We start from the raw sequence: 17529 nt of genomic DNA, 5'->3' as shown, positions 1-17529 counted from the left end.
CGGATCCATATCAGGCGTCTTCGCCTGCCTCGCCCTTGTCTCCACCCATGTCTGCAGGGGCGGAAGCGGGCGTCTCCTGAACCGCGGGCGCGCTGCCTTCCGGCACCACATCCTCGTCCATGTCTTCGCTCAGGTCATGGCCGGTCTGGCCGCCTTCGTCCACGCGGTCAAAGCCCACCACATGCGCGCCCTCGTCCAGACGTACGAGCATCACGCCCATGGTGGCGCGGCCCTTGCTGCGTACTTCATCCAGGCCTATGCGCACAATCTTGTTGGACGAAGTGAGCAGAATAAGGCCGTCATCATCCCGCACGGGCATGGCGCCCACCACAGGCCCGGTCTTGCCGGTAACCTTGAAGTTGATGATGCCTTTGCCCCCCCGCGACTGCAGGCGGTACAGCTCGATGCTGGTCCGCTTGCCGAAGCCGTTGGCGGAAATGGACATGATTTCCGTGGTCAGGTCCGTTTCCTTCACAATAACCCCGGCCACCACAAAGTCCTGCCTGCGCAGGGCAATGCCCTTGACGCCCGTAGCTACGCGGCCCATGGGGCGCACATCCCTGCAGGAAAAGCGTATGGCTATGCCGTCGGCCGTGGCCAGCACAATATGGCTGTCATTGCGTATGGGACGCACCACCACAAGCTCGTCGTCTTCGCGCAGGCCCACGGCCATAAGGCCGGTTTTGCGGCAACGGGCATACAGAGAGGCCGAAGAACGCTTGACCATGCCGCGCTTGGTCACAAAGAGGAAGTACTTGTCTTCGGCAAATTCGCGCAGGGCAAGCACCGTGGTGACCCATTCGCCTTCTTCAAGAGGCAGCAGATTGTTGATGTGCACGCCCTTGGCCGTACGGCTGCCTTCAGGAACCTGATGCACCTTGAGCTGGTGCATGCGGCCCTTGTTGGTGAAGAGGCACAGGAACTGATGGTTGGTGGTGCTCAAAAACTCCTGCACATAGTCATCGTCAGAGGTGTACAGGGCAGCGATGCCCTTGCCCCCGCGCTTCTGCTGCTGGTAGTTTTCAAGCCCGGTGCGCTTCATATAACCGCGACGCGACAGGGTGATGACCACATCTTCATCAGGAATGAGGTCTTCAATATCAATGTCGGTAAGAGCTTCACGCAGCACTTCTGTACGGCGCGGCGTGGCGAACGTTTCGCGGATTTCGCGGATTTCGCGCTTGAGTTCGCCGCGCAGCACTTCGACATTTTCAAGAATCGAACGGTAAAATTCGATCTTTTGCAGAAGGTCCTTGTACTCGGCCATGAGTTCTTCACGTTGCAGGCCCGTGAGGCGCTGCAAACGCATTTCAAGAATGGCCTTGGCCTGAAGCTCGGAAAGTTCAAAGCGCTTTATAAGGGCAGCGCGGGCTTCGTCCGGGCTGGCCGAAGCGCGGATAAGAGCCACCACCTCGTCAATATTGTCAATGGCAACGCGCAGGCCTTCAAGAATATGGGCGCGGGCCTCGGCTTTTTCAAGATCATAGCGGGTACGGCGGATGACCACTTCGCGCCTGTGATCCACAAAGCAGGTCAACGCGCTTTTGAGGTTCAAAAGCTGCGGGCGGTTGTCCACCACGGCCAGCATATTGATGCCGAAGCTCGATTCCAGCGGCGTGAATTTGTACAGCGCGTTGATGACGATCTCGGGAATGGTCCCCCGCTTGAGATCGATGACAACGCGGATGCCCCTGCGGTCGGATTCGTCGCGCAGGTCGGTGATGCCGTCAATCTTGCGGTCATTGACCAGGGCCGCGATCTTTTCCACCAGAGAAGACTTGTTCAGCCCATAGGGAATTTCCCTGATGATGATGGACTGCGCGCTTTTCTTGCGGTCCTCGATTTCCATGCGTCCGCGCACTTTCACCGTGCCGCGTCCGGTGTGGTAGGCGTCGTACAGCCCCTTGCCAGCGTAAACATAGCCGCTGGTGGGGAAGTCCGGGCCTTTCACATGCTCCATAAGATCGTCAATGCTGCACTGGGGTTCATCCAGAAGCAGTTGCAGGGCATCACACAGTTCGCCCAGGTTATGGGGCGGAATGTTGGTGGCCATGCCCACGGCAATACCCGAGCTGCCGTTGAGCAGCAGGTTGGGAACCTTGCTGGGCATAACCGTGGGTTCCTGCAAGGTATTGTCGTAGTTGGGGCGAAAGTCCACCGTATTCTTGTCCAGGTCGCCCAGAAATTCCTGGGCCAGCTTGGACATACGCACTTCGGTGTAACGCATGGCCGCCGGAGCGTCGCCGTCGATGGAGCCGAAGTTACCCTGCCCGTCCACCAGGGGATCGCGCATGGAAAAATCCTGCGCAAGACGCACCAGAGCATCATACACCGCCGAATCGCCGTGCGGGTGATACTTACCGATCACGTCACCGACGATGCGGGCGGACTTTTTGTGCGGACGGTTGTAGTTATTGGCAAGCTCGTACTGCGCAAACATGATGCGCCTGTGTACGGGCTTGAGACCGTCACGGGCGTCAGGGATGGCGCGGCCAATGATGACCGAAAGGGAATACTCCAGGTACGACTTGCGGAGTTCAGTTTCTATGCTTATCTGCGGCTGCTGCATTTCTGCCACTGCTGGCCTCGCTAAGTAATGATGTTGGGTGGATGCGAACGGTCTGCGGCGGTTCAGGGGGCCATGCCCCCCGAAGTTCCGTACGGAACTGCCTTAACTGTTCATGCCACTCCCTATAAAAGTTTTTTGGGATGCCCCGGGAAAGGGTTCTTTTCAGACTGCCGTACGGCATTCTCCGGCAGGATACTCGCTGACCGCAAGGCGGCCGGCACGCGAACAGCGGAGCTAACGGCTCCACATCCCTGCTTTACCCAAAAAAACCTTCCTAAATATCCAGATCGTGTACAGCCAGGGCGTTGCGCTCGATAAATTCGCGGCGCGGCTCCACGCGGTCTCCCATAAGTTCCATGAATGCATCCGAAGCCTCGTTGGCGTCGTCCACAGAAACCTGAAGCAGAATGCGGTTTTCCGGATTCATAGTGGTTACCCAGAGCTGCTCGGGGTTCATTTCACCCAGGCCCTTGTAACGCTGGATATTGATGCCCCTGCGGGCTTCGTCCAGCACCATGCGCATGAGATCAAACAGGTTTTGTGCGGGCGTTTCGCCGTCCTTGCGCCGCATGACAAGATCCAGGCCGCCGCATTCCTCACGCAGCTCGGAAAAAAGCTGCCAGGTCATGCGGTACAGACGCGAGGCAAAAAACTCCATGCCGCGTCGAGACTGGTGGCCCCCGGTATTCTCGAAAATGGCAAACAGACGCTCTTCACCATCTTCGCTCTGCTCGCTTTCCAGCGTGAGCATATAGCCGCGCTCGTTAAGCCATTCTGTAAGCCCGGCGTCCTGCCGCTCAAGCATGGCCGCATCCACCTGTTCGGGATACGTGGTGAGCGCCAGAAAAAGATCACGCGGGGTTCCGGTCATTTCAGCATCGTCAAGGCGCAATTCAAGAGTTTCAATGCGCTCCACAAGGCTGCTGAGGGCCGTACCCGTGTATTCCTTGCCGTTGGTCGCTATTACCGTGACATCTTCGCTGACGCGCGAAAGCAGAAAGCTGTTCAGCTCCACATCGTCCTTGATGAATTTTTCCATGCGCGAATTGTGGACGCGGTACAGCGGCGGCTGGGCGATGTAGACAAAGCCGCGCTCCACCATTTCCTGATACTGACGGAAAAAGAAGGTCAGCAGCAGGGTGCGGATGTGCGCGCCGTCCACGTCGGCGTCTGTCATGATGATGATCTTGTGATAGCGCAACTTTTCAAGGTCGGTGTCGTCTTCGCCAATGCCCGCGCCCATGGCCGTAATAAGGGCCTTTACTTCCTTGTTGGCAAGCATTTTGTCAAAACGGGTGCGTTCTGTGTTCAGGATCTTGCCGCGCAGGGGCAGGATGGCCTGATTTTTGGGATTGCGCCCCTGCTTGGCGGAACCGCCGGCCGAGTCACCTTCCACGATGAACAGTTCGGATTCCGAAGGATCCTTGCTCTGGCAGTCCGCCAGCTTTCCGGGCAGGGCGTTGTCAGAAAGTGCGCCCTTGCGGCGTACCAGTTCCTTGGCGCGACGTGCGGCATCGCGGGCGCGGGCGGCGTCCACGGCCTTTTCGATGATCATCCTGATGTCCTTGGGATTTTCTTCAAAATAGACATTCAGGCGGTCATACACCACGCCGGCCACAAGACCGGCCACTTCACTGTTGCCAAGCTTGGTCTTGGTCTGCCCTTCAAACTGCGGCTGCGGCAGCTTGACGCTGACGACAGCCGTAAGCCCTTCGCGCACGTCGTCGCCGGAAAGGGTTGTGTTCTTCATCTTTTTGACAAGGTCGGCCTGACCCTTGATATAGCCGTTGATGGCGCGGGTAAGGGCCGTGCGAAAGCCCACGAGGTGGGTTCCGCCTTCCTTGGTGCGGATATTGTTGGCGAAAGTGAGGATATTTTCCTTGTAGCCGGCATTATATTGCAGGGCAAAATCCACAGTAATATTGTCCACGAAGCCTTCACCGAAGACAATGGAATGGATGCCCTGCTCGCCGGAATTAAGATCGCCCACAAACTGACGTATGCCACCTTCAGCGTGAAATACGTGGGTTTCGCCGATGCGCTCGTCAATGCATTCGATAAACAGGCCCTTGTTGAGATAGGCCAGCTCTTCAAAGCGTTTTTTCAGCGTGTCGTAAGAAAATTCGGAAACCTCAAAAATTTCCTCGTCAGGCTTGAAGCGCACGGTAGTGCCGTGGCCGTCCACGCCTTCACCAATGACAGTCAGCTCATCCTGCGGCAGCCCACGGGAATAACGCTGCCGGTACCGCTTGCCGTCACGGCGCACAGTGACTGTCAGCTCTTCGGAAAGCGCGTTAACGCAGGACACGCCCACGCCGTGCAGGCCGCCGGAAACCTTGTAGCTTGTGTTGTCAAACTTGCCGCCGGCATGCAGCTTGGTCATGACTACCTGAACGGCAGGCACGCCTTCCTTGGGGTGGATATCAACGGGAATGCCGCGGCCATCGTCACGCACGGTAACGCTGTTGTCGGCATGCAGAATGACGGTGATGCGCGTGCAAAACCCCGCCATGGCCTCGTCAATGGAGTTATCCACCACTTCGTAAACGAGATGGTGCAGGCCGCGCGCGTCCGTTGAGCCGATATACATGGCCGGGCGCTTGCGAACAGCCGAAAGCCCTTCCAGAATGGTGATGGAAGAAGCGGTGTAGCCGCCGTCGACGGGGTTTTGGAGAGCCATTAAACGTCTTCCTCGCTATAATATGTCGTTTCCGAAACCTTCATGGGCATGATGATAACGGTGTAGTCCGGATCATCGGCCCCGCGTATGCCGCAGGGGCCTTCAGCGCCCGTAAGCATCATGTCTGTCTTGGCCGACACAAAGTGGGCCAGCACGTCCATAAGGTTGCGGGTGGGAAAGGCGATGCGCTTGATGTCACCGCCGTAAGTTACTTCCAGGCTTTCGCTGGCCGAGCCAACGTCCTGCCCCTGGGCAGAAAGCAGGGCTTCGCCGGAGGAAAGGTCCATATAGGTGCAGCGGTCGCTTTCTGTATTGAAAATAAGAATACGGCCAAGGGCCTCCATGGCTTCCTTGCGGTCAAGCGTCATGGGGTGCATGTCTTCGCTGGCCAGCTTGCTCATGAAGATGCTGTAGTCCGGGTATTGGTGCGCGGCACGGGGCAGGCTCAGGGTCTCGGCCTTGCTCATGTTGCGCAGGTACAGGCGTTTGCCGGTAATGCTCAGCTCAATCTCATCCACGCCCAGCCACTTCTTGATATCCTGAAGATACTTTTTCTGGATGAGAATGCCCTCTTCAGGCAGGCGTTCGGCAAGTTCGTCGTGCGTAAAGGAAACAAGAGCAAACTGGTGGCCGTTAAGCCCGCAGACGTCTATGCGCCCATTGCCCTTGGGCATCATACACAGGCAGGAGATGGCGTCCATTGCATCGTCATCGCTGATACAAAAGGCCACCTTGTCCAGAAGGTCCTGAAGAAAGTCACCAGACCAGGTCACCGTGTTCTCTTCAGGAAAGCTGGAAAAGTTCTGAAACCACTCGGCGCCGCTCACAGGCAGTTTGTACGTACGGCGACCCTGCTCCACCAGCAGGTTGCCCGAAGCCTCGTCAAGGGAAAGGTGCAGCACGCCCGAGGGCAATTGGCGTACCAGATCCACAAAGGCCCTGCCCTGTACACCGATGAGTCCAGGTTGCGCCACTTCTGCCTGATAGCGCCCCGTAAACTCGATGTTGGCATCAGTGGACATGACCGAAAGGCCGCCGTCTTCCGCCTTGAGCCAGATGGAGCGCAGATACTGCGCCCCTGCCTTGGCGGGAATAATGGCAACAGCCTTCAACAGCCCTTCGATGATCTGCTCTTTATTAACAGTAAGTTTCATACATTCTTTCCTTAACTATTATTGGCAGTGTTTCTATGTTCGTATCGGCTTAAACGCCCTGTAAAGATTGAATTTTTTATGGAACAGCCCGACGTGTTTTATGAGAACACCGGTAACAGCCCAAAAGCTTTTACCCTGATTTACGAGGTCAGGGTGTTTTCATTTCAATCTCTGTCACCAGTTGGTGCACACTTTTGTTACTAACCAGCAATTTCTTAATCTTATTAATGGCATATATGACTGTACTATGGTCACGTCCGCCAAAAGCACGGCCAAGTTCCGGGTAGGAAAGTCCCAGTTTCCGGCGGCATATATACATGGACACCTGCCGTGCCAGCACGAGGTCCGGGCGGCGTTTGGCACCCAGCACGTCTTCGGGCCTCAGGTTGAGCCTTCTGGCTACTTCACCCAGAATTTCCCGGCAGCCGGGCATTTTTTCCGCCACTCCGGTACGCACGATATTTTCCATGTCAGACTGCGTAAGGTTATTGCCTTTTACAGCGCAATACGCCCCCACCTTGAGCATGAGGCCCTGCAAAAGCCGGAACTGCGAACAGCGCTGGGCCAGAAAAAGCAGTTGTTCACGCGTCAGGGGCAGGTGCCGTTCCTTGCACATGGTCTGCAGGTAGCGCAGCCGGACGTCCAGGTCCGGCTCCATAAGCTCGACCACAAGCCCGCTTTCAAGGCGTGAACGCAGGCGTTCGTCAAGCGCTTTCAGGGCCTGCGGCTGGCCGGAGCAGGCAAAAATCATGCGCGGGGCGGCTCTGTGTGCCTGTTCACCCGCGGGTGGGGTTTCTTCCCGGGGGGAAATATCCGGGGAGCTTTTCTGCCTGCCGGGGCAGGTATCCATAATGGTTATAATCTTGCGTTGCCAGGCGTCATGCCCGGCGAGGTCCTGAATATCATCCAGAACAAGTACGTCATAGCGCAGCCAGAACAGTTCCGGTCTTCTGGCCCACACAAGATGTTCAGAGCAGAAACGGGCGGCGCTGGAGCATATCATGCGGGCGGGATCGGCGGTGCGGGACATCACGGATGTCATGGCCTGAAGAAGGCGGCTTTTGCCTGTGCCGCTGCGCCCGCAGACCAGAAAAGGGTTATAGGCCGTGGATGTGGTGTCGGCGGCCAGCTCTCTGGCTGTTGCCAGAGGAAAAGCGTTTTTGTCGTTACAGATGAAATCTGCAAAGGGGTCTTTCGCTTCAGCCGTTATGTTGCTGCGGCAGTCAGGCCCGGGGGGCGGGCTGACGGGCTGCGGCAGATTCCTGGCGGTGAAAGCGCCAGGAGTGGCGCTTTCGTAAACGATCCTTGGCACGGAATCTTCGTGCAGACGTGTAAAGTGCTTTCGCAGCGCATCTTCAAAGGCAGCGCGCCGGTGCAGACTGAACCAGTCGGCGAAATACATGTGCGGAAAAACCACCCTCAGGGTGTTTTCTTCCTGGCGCAGGGTGAGGCTCTCCAGCCAGGTTTCTCCTGCTGTGGCCCGATTTTCCGCCAGTATTTCCCGCAATTCTTTTTTCAGCATAATATACGATTCATTGGCCTCGCAGGGCGCGCCCTGTGGATAAAGGCTCTGCCCGCAGGTTCGGCATGAGGCTCGATTTTCGCGGCCCCGGCCGCACAGGAACAAGAGATACTCGTAGCATAAAACTTGATTTCAAACAAGAGGGCCGCCATTGCCCGCAAATACTGCTTCCTGTGGATGCCTGTGGAAAACACTGTGCCGCAGGCTGCTTTTCTGGGGTCGCATTGAACAGACAGTTTTATGCAGAGAGGCATAGGGCGGCAGGGCCTTGCCCATGCCCTGCTTTTGGCGCGGGCTGTACCCGCTGGTTGAAACGGCATTTTCATGTCCGCCCGGGGATATGCGGCAGGCAGAAGGCCATGGCAAGCATGACGCGCGAAGGGACTGGCAAATGGGAAAAAACGTGCGCGTACCGGGGGCCTGAGCGTTGAACTGGACAAGGCCCTTGCCCATGCGTATAAGCTCCTCATGGGATCAAAGATGAAAAGACTATGGTTGGCAGGGGTCTTGCTGTTGGCGGTGCTGGGTTTTGTTGTGGCCCGCCATGCGGGATTGCCCGGTCTTTCGGCCGTTAGCGGGCCGGAATCCGCGCAGGAGCAGACGACAGTTCCGGATAGCGAAAAAACGCAGGAACATGACGGCTCCCAGGGCGATCCATCACTCCAGAACCCAGAAAACAATTCCGCCGGCTCCGGCGAACCAGCTTCTTCCTCCGCTTCTTCTCCCTCCAGCGATTCAACCAGTGCAGACCTGGCCGCCGACGCAGCCGCCGATGCGGCGGATGCCGGGGCAGCGCCCGGCGAGGCTGTGGTACGCGGAACTTTTGAACGGGGCGATACCGTAAGCAAGGTTCTTGAAAATTCCGGCGGGCAGGGAACGCACCAGTATATCAGTGCGGCGCGTCAGGTTTTTTCCATGCGCTCCTTCCGTGAGGGACAGCCCTATGTTGTGGTTACAGATACGGAATCCGGCAAGGTCAAACGCTTTGAATACGAGATAGACAGCCATCACCGTCTTGTGGTCGAAGGTACGGACGCCCCCGCCGCCAGGCTGGAACCCATTGAATACGTTGTACTGCTGGATTCTGTTGCGGGAACCATCAACGACAATCTTTTTCAGGCTGTGGCGGATATGGGCGAAAGCCCGCAAATGGCCCTCAAACTGGCAGACCTTTTTGGCGCGGAAGTAAACTTTATCCGTGATCTGCAACAGGGCGACTCATTTGCCGTGCTGGTGGAAAAACGCTACCGCGAGGGCGAATACAAGGGCTATGGCCGTATTCTTGCCGCCCACTTCACCAATAAGGGCAAGACCTACGAAGCCTATATGTTCCGGGACGGCAAAAGGGCCGAATATTATAACCGCAAGGGCGAAAGCCTGCGTAAGACCCTGTTGCAGGCTCCTCTGGCCTTTACGCGTATCACCTCGCGCTTTACAAACAGCCGTTTGCACCCCATATTGAATTACAGACGCGCCCACCACGGCGTGGACTATGCCGCGCCTACAGGTACTCCGGTCAAGGCTGTGGGTGACGGGGTTGTGACACAGCGCGCCTGGGCCGGGGGCTATGGCAACCAGATTATCGTCAAGCATACTGCCGGGCTGGAATCCATGTACGCGCACCTTTCAGGGTATGCGCGCGGCCTTGCCAAGGGGCAGCGTGTGCGCCAGGGGCAGGTTATCGGTTTTGTGGGCAGCACCGGTCTGGCTACCGGCCCGCATCTGGATTTTCGCCTGCGTCAGAACGGCAAGTTTATTGACCCGGCAAAGGCCATCAACCCGCGCGGCGAGCCGGTGTCCAAAAAGGCCATGGCCGAATTTGAAAAAATTGTGGCTCTTGAGCTGGCCTATCTTAACGGAGAAAAAGCTCTTTCTGACTATGAGCCGGGCAGCATAGTGCCTGATAATCCCATTCCCGCGCCTGAAAAGCCCGCGGAAAAAGAAAAAAGCAAACCCGCCAAAAAGGGGCGGCGCTGAAGTAACGCCGCTCTCGCAAGGAGGGCTGTCATGATGTACTTTCAGCCACTTTCGGGCATTACCCTGGTCGCCCAGAATACCCCGCCCGATACCACTGATGTCATTGCTTACCTGCCTTCTGTTATCAATGACATTACCGCCGCCATTGACCAGCTTCAGTCAGCGGACAGCGCCAGTTCGTTCATGCAGACGCAGTGGCGCATGGCAGCCGCCAACATGCTGGGGATCGGGGCTGTTACCGGAGGGTGGGCATAAGGCCCGCACCTTGTTGTTCTGAACTCGTTGTATACCAGATTATATCAGCATACGGGCAAGCGCGTTGTGGCTTGCCCGTATTTTTTGTTTTCAGAGTTGCCTGCAGGTGAAATTGTTCCGACGGGGATGGAGCAGGCTGTTTCCCCTGTGTTTCATCACAGCAGGCCAGCACCATGCTGAGAAAGTACATGTGGCTTCTGAAGCCGCTTTGCCTGTTTGCATTGGAGGGGTCGCTTGAAAGCCCTGTACGGCTGCTGCGCTTGCCCTTCATTTGAGGGCTGATGTCCGGCGGGCCTGTGCGGCTCTTTTCGGCTTGTCGGCCCGTTGCATGTGCAGGACAGGCTGCGCAGGCAAGGCATACTTTCGCTTGTCTGCTTTGCGCACATGCACGGGAACAAAGAGGATTGTTACTAAAAAAACAATATATTCAAATTAGTTAATGAAGAAAGGAACAAAAACGCTTTTTTCGGCAGCATAAAAAAATTCATGCCGCCATTTTTGGCAGCATGAATCTTTCAGGCGTGGCCTGTTTTTTCTGTTCAGCTTTGTTCAGGCTGCTCCCGATGCAGCATTTTTGCCGCAAAGGCTGCGGCGCCAAAGCCGTTGTCGATATTAAGAACAGCCACACCCGGCACGCAGGTGGCAAGCATGGTGGCAAGGGCCGCAAAGCCGCCCGATGCGACGCCGTAGCCCACAGAGACGGGTACGGCCAGTACGGGGCAGGATACAAGACCTGCCAGTACGCCCGGCAAAGCACCTTCCATTCCTGCCACGGCAATGATGACGCTGGCGGCGCGCAGCGCTTCCGTATGGGGAGTAAGCCTGTGCAGGCCCGCAACGCCCACGTCGGTGATAAGACCACAGCTTTTGCCCCAGAAAGCCAGAGTGGCGTAAGCCTCAAGGGCCACGGGGATATCCGCTGCCCCGGCGGTGACCACCAGCGCGTCGCCTTTTTGCGGCCAGGGGGCCTGCATGGCCTGCGCAAAACCCGGCGCGCCGCCCACTGAAAACAGACGCGCCAAAGGCCAGTACCGGCCCGTGGGAAAATGTTTTTCCAGCAGGACCGCCTGTGCCTGGCTGACCCTGCTGGCCAGAACAGGGCTATGCCCGGCAAGGCCGCCAACAGCGGCCACCAGCGCCTGATCACTTTTGCCCTGCGCCAGGACAACTTCACCAAGGCTGGTGCGCAGCCCGCGCTGTGTATCCAGGGTCAGGCCGTTCAGGGTATCGCACACTGTTTGCGCGCCCAGAAGTTCAAGAGCTGTTTCGGGCCGCATGCGGCCTGCGGCAATTTCAGAAAGGATGTGCAGGATGTGAGGATTGGACATGCCTTTTTATACGGCAGGCAAGTGTATTTGTCAGCAGCGGGCATGCCGTTAAAACCCGTCGGCTGCGGCCGTGAAAGCGTGTTTGTCACGTCATGCCGGCCAACAGACCATTTTATGCCGTAAAAAGGTCCTGTTTCAGGGTATTTCAACATCCGTTGGTTGCATTGTATCGCCTGACACGGTAAGAAAATTTCATGTTGACGCGCCGTCTGCTATTTCTCACCCCCGCTCAGGCCGTAACCTCGGTCTTTCCTGCCCTGCGTGATGCCGGATATGAACTTGGCATTGCGGAAAATCTCAAGGGCGCTTCTGTCTTTATTCGCAAGTCCGGACCGGGCATTATTTTTGCGCGGCCCAGCCTGCCGGGTTTTCGCGTTGAGGATCTCCTGGCTGTTGGTGCTGAAGACCCTGCTTTTCCCCCGGTTATTGTTATTACGGACAGAGGAACCGCCGATGAGGCAGAACGCCTCATGAGTCTCGGCGCGCAGGATTACTGGCTTGAACCGCTGGATGTAGAGCGCATTATGGCCGCGGCCCGGTCGCTGGGCAACGGAGCCGGGCAGCGCAAGGCGGCTGCGCCCGCCACATCTACCCTTGGAGGGCGTAAGGCCCATTATGGCGAAGGGGCCGGACCGCGTATTGTGGGCAAACATCCGGCCATGGGCAGGGTTTTGCATCTGGCGCGCCAGGTGGCCGGTTCGCGCGCTACGGTGCTGATTACCGGCGAATCCGGCACGGGCAAGGAGATGTTTGCCCGTTACCTGCACGCCATGAGCAAACGTGGCGACGGGGCTTTTGTGGCCGTCAACTGCGCCGCCCTGCCGGAGCACCTTCTTGAAAGCGAACTTTTTGGGCATGAAAAAGGCGCGTTTACCGGTGCCATTGCCCGCAAGCCGGGAAAATTTGAGCTTGCTGACGGCGGCACGCTGCTGCTGGACGAAATTTCAGAGATGGACCTTTCCCTTCAGGCCAAGCTTTTGCGCGTCCTGCAAGAGGGCGAGGTGGACCGTGTGGGCGGTACAGAACCGCTCAAGGTTAATGTACGTGTGCTGGCCACTACCAACCGGGACCTTGAGGACTGGGTAAAGCAGGGGAAATTCCGTCAGGACCTGTATTTCAGGCTCAATGTTATTCCGCTGCGCTTGCCCTCATTGCGGGAACGCGGCGATGATATTCTGGAACTGGCCGGATTTTTTATGAATATGTACATACGCGAATACCAGCTTGCCCCGACCGTGCTTTCGCAAAGCGCCATAGACTGGCTGCGCGGCTATGATTTTCCCGGCAACGTGCGCGAATTGCAAAACCTGATGGAACGCGCCGTGCTGCTTGCCAATGGCCGTCCTGTAGAGCCGCGCCATTTTCTGCTGGAAGATGATGACTGGCCGCTGTTTGAGGATGACAACGCGGAATTTGCCCCCGAACATTCCGGGGCCGCAACTGCGCCGGACTTTTCCGGTGGCGCGGCGCTTGCCGCAGAAGCGCCTGCGACAAACGCTGCTGCTCATGACAGCGGGCCTGCGGCATCGCCTTCAGCCGGTGCTATGCCCGGCGCGGTCATTCCGCTGCATGAGATGGAGCGGATCATGATTCTCAAGGGGCTTGAGGCAACATCCGGCAACCGCACACAGGCCGCCGACCTTCTTGGTATTTCTGTGCGGACCCTGCGCAACAAACTCAACGAATACCGCGCTGCGGGACATCCCGTAGACTGATTCCGCCTGAGGCATTGCCGCGTCCGCAAGAGAGCGCTTTGCCCTTGAGGATACAGATTCTCAAGATTTCAAGAAAACCGCCAACACATGCACAGCGTGCAACGGCAGATCTAATTCCGGCAAGACGGAGCGTGGTGAGCCGAACTTCTTTGTTTCCGGCGGACAGCTTGAGCCTCTGGTGTACCGCCTTGTCATGCGCATCAGCGAACGCGGTGCCGGGGCCATACCCCGTATCGGAGGAAACTTCCCCGGCGCGGCCATCTGCAAGAGCTGCAACATGATCGTGTACGCGCGGGAGTGTAGGGAACCGGCACAATGATCGGCAAATGGCGCGCCCTTTGAGGCGCAGCCTTGAAATGGACGGGCGGCCCGGCAGAGGCCGCCCGTCTTCTTTAAATCCGCAATCAGCATAGGCCGTTAGAAGTGATGCTGATTATGCTAGCCTGCCCCTGTGGTCCGCGCGGTGGTGAAAGATCAACGACCGTCGCGAATGACGCAACCGGATTTGTCGAGCTTTTCATACAGCCAGGAAAAGTCCGGCGTACCGCCTTCTTCAATGCGACGAAGCTTTTCTTTTCCCTCATCTGTGATTTCCCTCGCCCGGGCGGCCACGGTTTCCGCTTCCGCGGCCCGCACGGCCACGATCCCGTCATCGTCAGCCACAATGATGTCGCCGGGGGCAATGACCACACTGCCAATAGCTACAGGAACATTTACCTCGCCGCAGGCGTCCTTGTACGGTCCGTTGGGAGTTACGGCGCGGGCGTAGACCGGAAAAGGCAGTTCGCTCAGGGCGCGGGCATCGCGTACGGCCCCATCGATGACAAAGCCCGCCAGGCCGCGCCTGAGTGCCAGATGGGCCATGATTTCGCCGCATACGGCACGGTCTTCATAGGCCGCGCATGAGACAACCAGCACATCACCCGGCCGGGCATTGTCCACAGCGTAATAGAGCAGCAGGTTCTGGCTGGCCGGCAGGTTGACGGTATAGGCCGTACCCAGCATGCGGGCAGTACCCAACGGGCGCAGGGCCGCGGGCAGAGCGGCGTTGCGCCCCAGAGCATCACCGATGTCGGCCACGGGCAGGTTTTTATACTGGTCAATGATGGAAGGATGTGGCCGGGAGAAACTGCTGTTGATGGCGTAGCGCATGGCAAACCTTCAGTTTTGAAAAAATTCTGCGCCCATCCGCAATAATGGCGATATGATACGGATGGGCGCCATGTGGGGCATGGAGGAGTACTATGCGCCCAATTTTTCGGTCTGGCCCGCAGGAATCGGCGAGGCGTTGTCTATGGTGTCTAGGTCCTGATTCGTGTCCAGCATGCCTTCGACGTTTATTTTTCCGCTGAGAACAAGGTTGGCGTGTTCAAGGTCGATGGATTTTTCCCATTTTCCGATGGCAACAGTGGCAACGCAGTTTCCTATGAGGTTTACCACGGCGCGCATTTCGTTAAGGATGCGGTCAATACCAATAACCAGAGTCATGCCCACAACCGGAATGATGTTGGTGGCTGAAAGCGTGGCCGCAAGGGCAATGAGCGCCGCTCCGGCAACACCCGCGCCACCTTTGGAGGTCAGCAGCAGGATAAGCAGCAGGGTAACCTGGTGCTGAAGATCCAGGTGAATGTCCATAGCCTGGGCAATAAACGAGGCCGCCATGGTAAGATAGATGGCCGCACCATCAAGGTTGAAGGAATATCCCGTGGGAAAAACAAGGCCGACCACGGATTTTTTGATACCCAGGGCTTCCATTTTTTCCATGCTGCGGGGCAGAACGGCTTCGGTGCTGGCAGTGCCGAGAGTAATGAAGATTTCTTCCTTCATGTACTTGATAAGCTGCCAGATGTTGACGCCGGACATTTTGCAGATGAAGCCGAGCACGAGAATGACAAACAGGGCGCTTGTGATGTAGAGACAGGCCACGAGCTTGCCAAGAGAGGCCAGCGCACCCACGCCGTATTTGCCGATAGTAAAGGTGATGGCCCCGAACGCGCCGATGGGCGCAAGCTTCATGATCAGGTTGACCACGCCCAGAAAAGCGTTGCTGAAGCGGTCAAGCGTGCCAAGTATGGCCTGCTTGGGTTTGTCGCCCATGTGCGAAAGGCTCATGCCGAACAGCACAGAGAACAGCAGCACCTGCAAAAGATTGCCTTCTGCAAAAGCGCCCACCACACTATGGGGTATGATGCCCATAATGAATTCCTGTGTGCTTTGCTGTTTGGCCTGGGCAAATTTGCCCAGAGCCGAGGCGTCCATAGTGGCGGGGTCTGCATGAATGCCCGCGCCGGGTTGAAAAACATGCACAACAATAAGACCGATAATCAAGGCCAGCGTCGTAACTATTTCAAAATAAAGCAGCGTTTTTCCGCCCACACGGCCAACAGCCTTGAGGCTCTCCATGCGGGCGATACCCACTGAAACAGTACAGAAAATGACCGGCGTAATGATCATTTTGATAAGGTTGATGAACGCGTCGCCGAGAGGTTTTAACTTGACTGCAATGTCAGGTTCGATAAAACCGAACGCAATGCCGAGGGCGATGCCCAGAAGCACCTTGAAATAAAGCGTAGAAAAGATTTTGTTTGAGTTGATTACCGTAGTCACAAGTAGTGTATGGGGGGGCGCCATCGGCTTGCTGGACGGCATTAGTGGGCGAGCGCCCAGGGCCATAAGAGCTGGCGCCGGGTACAGACCGGCGCCAGCTCTTTATGGTTCTTACGCGCTTTCGTAGAGTCGGGTCATGATAAATTCACGATGACCCAGTGCTTCAGCCGAGGTGTTGCGGCCGTTGCAGGTGCGGATGAGCATTTCAAGCAGCATGTCCCCTGCCTGATCCAGATTTATTTCACGGCGCAGAATGCCGGAAACGTCCACATCGACATGCTCGTTCATGGTGCGCACGGTGCGCGGGTTGGCCGAGAGCTTGATGACCGGCAGAATGGGGTTGCCGATGATGTTGCCCTGGCCGGTGGGGAAGAAGTGGGCCACAAAGCCCGAAGCGGCGCACAGGGTAACCATTTCGGCAGCAGCGGAAGATGAGTCCATAAACCACAGGCCGGGACCGGTGGGAGACTCGGCCTTGTCGAGGCAGCCGACCACAGGCGCCTTGCGGCCGATCTTCTGGACGTTGCCCAGGGCCTTTTCCTCAATGGTGGTCAGGCCGCCCTCAATGTTGCCCTTGGTGGGCTGCGAGTCGCAGAGGTCGTCGGTTTTGTGGTCGTCCACGACCTTGGCGTAGCGGTCAAAAAATGCCTTGAATTTGGCGCGCACTTCTTCATTGGCGCAGCGTTCCATCACCAGGTGCTCGCCGCCGGTGATTTCAGTGGTTTCGCCAAACAGGGTGGTGGCCCCGGCTTCCCACAGCTTGTCAAAGGCGTTACCCACGGTGGGGTTGGAGGCGATGCCGGAAGTGGTGTCGGACTCGCCGCACTTGCAGGAAACCCACAGTTCATCCACCGTACATTCGGTGCGCTGCAGTTCGCTGGCGTAGTGCACAAATTCTTTGGCCTTGAGGGAAGCGGCGCGGATGGTTTCCAGGTCGCCGTGCTGCTCGATGCCAAAGCCCACCACGGGCTTGCCGGTTTTGGCAATGCCGTCCACCACGCGCTGGGTCCACACCGGCTCGATGCCGATAACAACCACGGCGGCCACGTTGGGGTTGCAGCCCGTGCCGATCAGGGTGCGGAAGTGCAGGTCGAGGTCTTCACCGAACTGCAGGCGGCCGTAGGCGTGGGGCAGGGCCATGGTTCCCTTGATGTTGTTTGCCACAGCCTCGCAGGCAGCGTTGGAAAGGTCGTCCAGGGGCAGAATGATCACATGGTTGCGAATGCCCACACGCCCGTTTTCGCGGCGGTAGCCCATAAATGTCTTGTTCATCGGTTTACCACCTTTTGGTTTTGACGTTGTGCACATGCAGGTGTTCGCCACGCTTGATGGGCTTGATCACCTTGCCGATATCCGTGCTGTACTTGATGATGGTATCGCCGACGGCAAGATCCTTGAGCGCTATCTTGTGACCGATCGGGATGTCGCTCAGGGTTTCAAACTTCAGTGTGGTGTCGCCGTCCATGACCCAGCCGTTGAGCTGGTCGCCTTTTTTGACGCCTTCAACCACGACCACGCCAACGCTGTCGCCGGGTTCGTGCACCACAAAGTGGGTTGTCATACTGTTCTCCTTGGATAGTATGTTGGTAGTAGAACGCGATGTAATACACAAGCAATCATTGATATATGTGTTATCTGTTTATGCGCATGGTTTTTGCGTTCCAATACAGTATAAAAATATTGTATTAGGTATCAGATAAAACATGCTCTGCCTGTATCGCC

The 17529-nt window shown here is 57.2% G+C and carries 12 protein-coding genes; 3 read left to right on the top strand and 9 right to left on the bottom strand.

Features of this window, described 5'->3' with window-relative positions:
* Positions 1 to 10 precede the first annotated feature (10 nt).
* The 4 genes from gyrA to QZ377_RS00295 form a co-directional block, all read right to left on the bottom strand.
* Positions 11 to 2569, bottom strand: coding sequence for a DNA gyrase subunit A (gene gyrA, locus QZ377_RS00310; protein WP_291438495.1), 2559 nt, complete (start codon positions 2567 to 2569; stop codon positions 11 to 13).
* Between the two features lie 274 nt (positions 2570 to 2843).
* Positions 2844 to 5249: a DNA topoisomerase (ATP-hydrolyzing) subunit B gene (gene gyrB / locus QZ377_RS00305; protein WP_291438494.1), complete on the bottom strand. Its 2406-nt coding sequence runs from the start codon at positions 5247 to 5249 to the stop codon at positions 2844 to 2846.
* Positions 5249 to 6403, bottom strand: coding sequence for a DNA polymerase III subunit beta (gene dnaN, locus QZ377_RS00300; RefSeq protein WP_291438493.1), 1155 nt, complete (start codon positions 6401 to 6403; stop codon positions 5249 to 5251). The genes gyrB and dnaN overlap by 1 nt, the downstream gene beginning before the upstream one ends.
* Positions 6404 to 6551: 148 nt before the next feature.
* Entirely contained in the window at positions 6552 to 7925 is a 1374-nt protein-coding gene (locus QZ377_RS00295; protein ID WP_291438491.1) for a DnaA/Hda family protein, read from the bottom strand.
* Positions 7926 to 8405: 480 nt separating this feature from the next.
* Here QZ377_RS00295 and QZ377_RS00290 point away from each other — a divergent pair, with 480 nt between their 5' ends.
* Positions 8406 to 9902, top strand: a complete 1497-nt coding sequence (locus tag QZ377_RS00290) for a M23 family metallopeptidase (protein ID WP_291438489.1) — start codon at positions 8406 to 8408, stop codon at positions 9900 to 9902.
* A 30-nt stretch (positions 9903 to 9932) separates the two neighbouring features.
* Positions 9933 to 10157, top strand: a complete 225-nt coding sequence (locus QZ377_RS00285; protein ID WP_291438487.1) for a hypothetical protein — start codon at positions 9933 to 9935, stop codon at positions 10155 to 10157.
* 539 nt (positions 10158 to 10696) lie between these two features.
* On the opposite strand, the gene larB is transcribed toward QZ377_RS00285, so the two are convergent.
* Entirely contained in the window at positions 10697 to 11485 is a 789-nt protein-coding gene (gene larB / locus QZ377_RS00280; RefSeq protein ID WP_291438486.1) for a nickel pincer cofactor biosynthesis protein LarB, read from the bottom strand.
* A gap of 194 nt (positions 11486 to 11679) precedes the next feature.
* Between larB and QZ377_RS00275 the strand changes: the two genes are divergently transcribed.
* Positions 11680 to 13200, top strand: coding sequence for a sigma-54 dependent transcriptional regulator (locus QZ377_RS00275; RefSeq protein WP_291438484.1), 1521 nt, complete (start codon positions 11680 to 11682; stop codon positions 13198 to 13200).
* Between the two features lie 474 nt (positions 13201 to 13674).
* Here the strand turns inward: QZ377_RS00275 and QZ377_RS00270 are convergent, their stop codons facing one another.
* The 4 genes from QZ377_RS00270 to QZ377_RS00255 all read right to left on the bottom strand — a co-directional run bounded on the left by QZ377_RS00270 (position 13675) and on the right by QZ377_RS00255 (position 17368).
* A complete protein-coding gene (locus tag QZ377_RS00270; protein WP_291438482.1) occupies positions 13675 to 14352 on the bottom strand; it encodes a dimethylmenaquinone methyltransferase in 678 nt (225 codons plus the stop codon).
* Positions 14353 to 14442: 90 nt separating this feature from the next.
* Positions 14443 to 15831 carry a C4-dicarboxylate transporter DctA gene (gene dctA / locus QZ377_RS00265; protein ID WP_291438481.1) on the bottom strand — a complete coding sequence of 463 codons (1389 nt, stop codon included), beginning with the start codon at positions 15829 to 15831 and terminating at the stop codon, positions 14443 to 14445.
* 87 nt (positions 15832 to 15918) lie between these two features.
* Positions 15919 to 17079 carry a UxaA family hydrolase gene (locus QZ377_RS00260; RefSeq protein WP_291438479.1) on the bottom strand — a complete coding sequence of 387 codons (1161 nt, stop codon included), beginning with the start codon at positions 17077 to 17079 and terminating at the stop codon, positions 15919 to 15921.
* Between the two features lie 4 nt (positions 17080 to 17083).
* The gene (locus tag QZ377_RS00255; protein WP_291438477.1) at positions 17084 to 17368 is read right to left on the bottom strand and encodes a UxaA family hydrolase; all 285 of its coding nucleotides are present in this window, start codon (positions 17366 to 17368) and stop codon (positions 17084 to 17086) included.
* Positions 17369 to 17529 lie beyond the last annotated feature (161 nt).

It is taken from the genome of Desulfovibrio sp. (genome assembly GCF_019424165.1).
Lineage (GTDB): Bacteria > Desulfobacterota > Desulfovibrionia > Desulfovibrionales > Desulfovibrionaceae > Desulfovibrio.
Note: the sequence above shows the minus strand (reverse complement) of the source record. Positions and strands in the feature narration are given on the sequence as shown.

Coding starts and splice junctions, on each gene's coding strand:
- QZ377_RS00260 (WP_291438479.1), bottom strand. CDS start 17,079: ATGAACAAGACATTTATGGGCTACCGCCGCGAAAACGGGCGTGTGGGC.
- dctA (WP_291438481.1), bottom strand. CDS start 15,831: ATGGCGCCCCCCCATACACTACTTGTGACTACGGTAATCAACTCAAAC.
- QZ377_RS00270 (WP_291438482.1), bottom strand. CDS start 14,352: ATGCGCTACGCCATCAACAGCAGTTTCTCCCGGCCACATCCTTCCATC.
- QZ377_RS00255 (WP_291438477.1), bottom strand. CDS start 17,368: ATGACAACCCACTTTGTGGTGCACGAACCCGGCGACAGCGTTGGCGTG.
- QZ377_RS00290 (WP_291438489.1), top strand. CDS start 8,406: ATGAAAAGACTATGGTTGGCAGGGGTCTTGCTGTTGGCGGTGCTGGGT.
- QZ377_RS00295 (WP_291438491.1), bottom strand. CDS start 7,925: ATGCTGAAAAAAGAATTGCGGGAAATACTGGCGGAAAATCGGGCCACA.
- gyrA (WP_291438495.1), bottom strand. CDS start 2,569: ATGCAGCAGCCGCAGATAAGCATAGAAACTGAACTCCGCAAGTCGTAC.
- QZ377_RS00275 (WP_291438484.1), top strand. CDS start 11,680: ATGTTGACGCGCCGTCTGCTATTTCTCACCCCCGCTCAGGCCGTAACC.
- QZ377_RS00285 (WP_291438487.1), top strand. CDS start 9,933: ATGATGTACTTTCAGCCACTTTCGGGCATTACCCTGGTCGCCCAGAAT.
- dnaN (WP_291438493.1), bottom strand. CDS start 6,403: ATGAAACTTACTGTTAATAAAGAGCAGATCATCGAAGGGCTGTTGAAG.
- gyrB (WP_291438494.1), bottom strand. CDS start 5,249: ATGGCTCTCCAAAACCCCGTCGACGGCGGCTACACCGCTTCTTCCATC.
- larB (WP_291438486.1), bottom strand. CDS start 11,485: ATGTCCAATCCTCACATCCTGCACATCCTTTCTGAAATTGCCGCAGGC.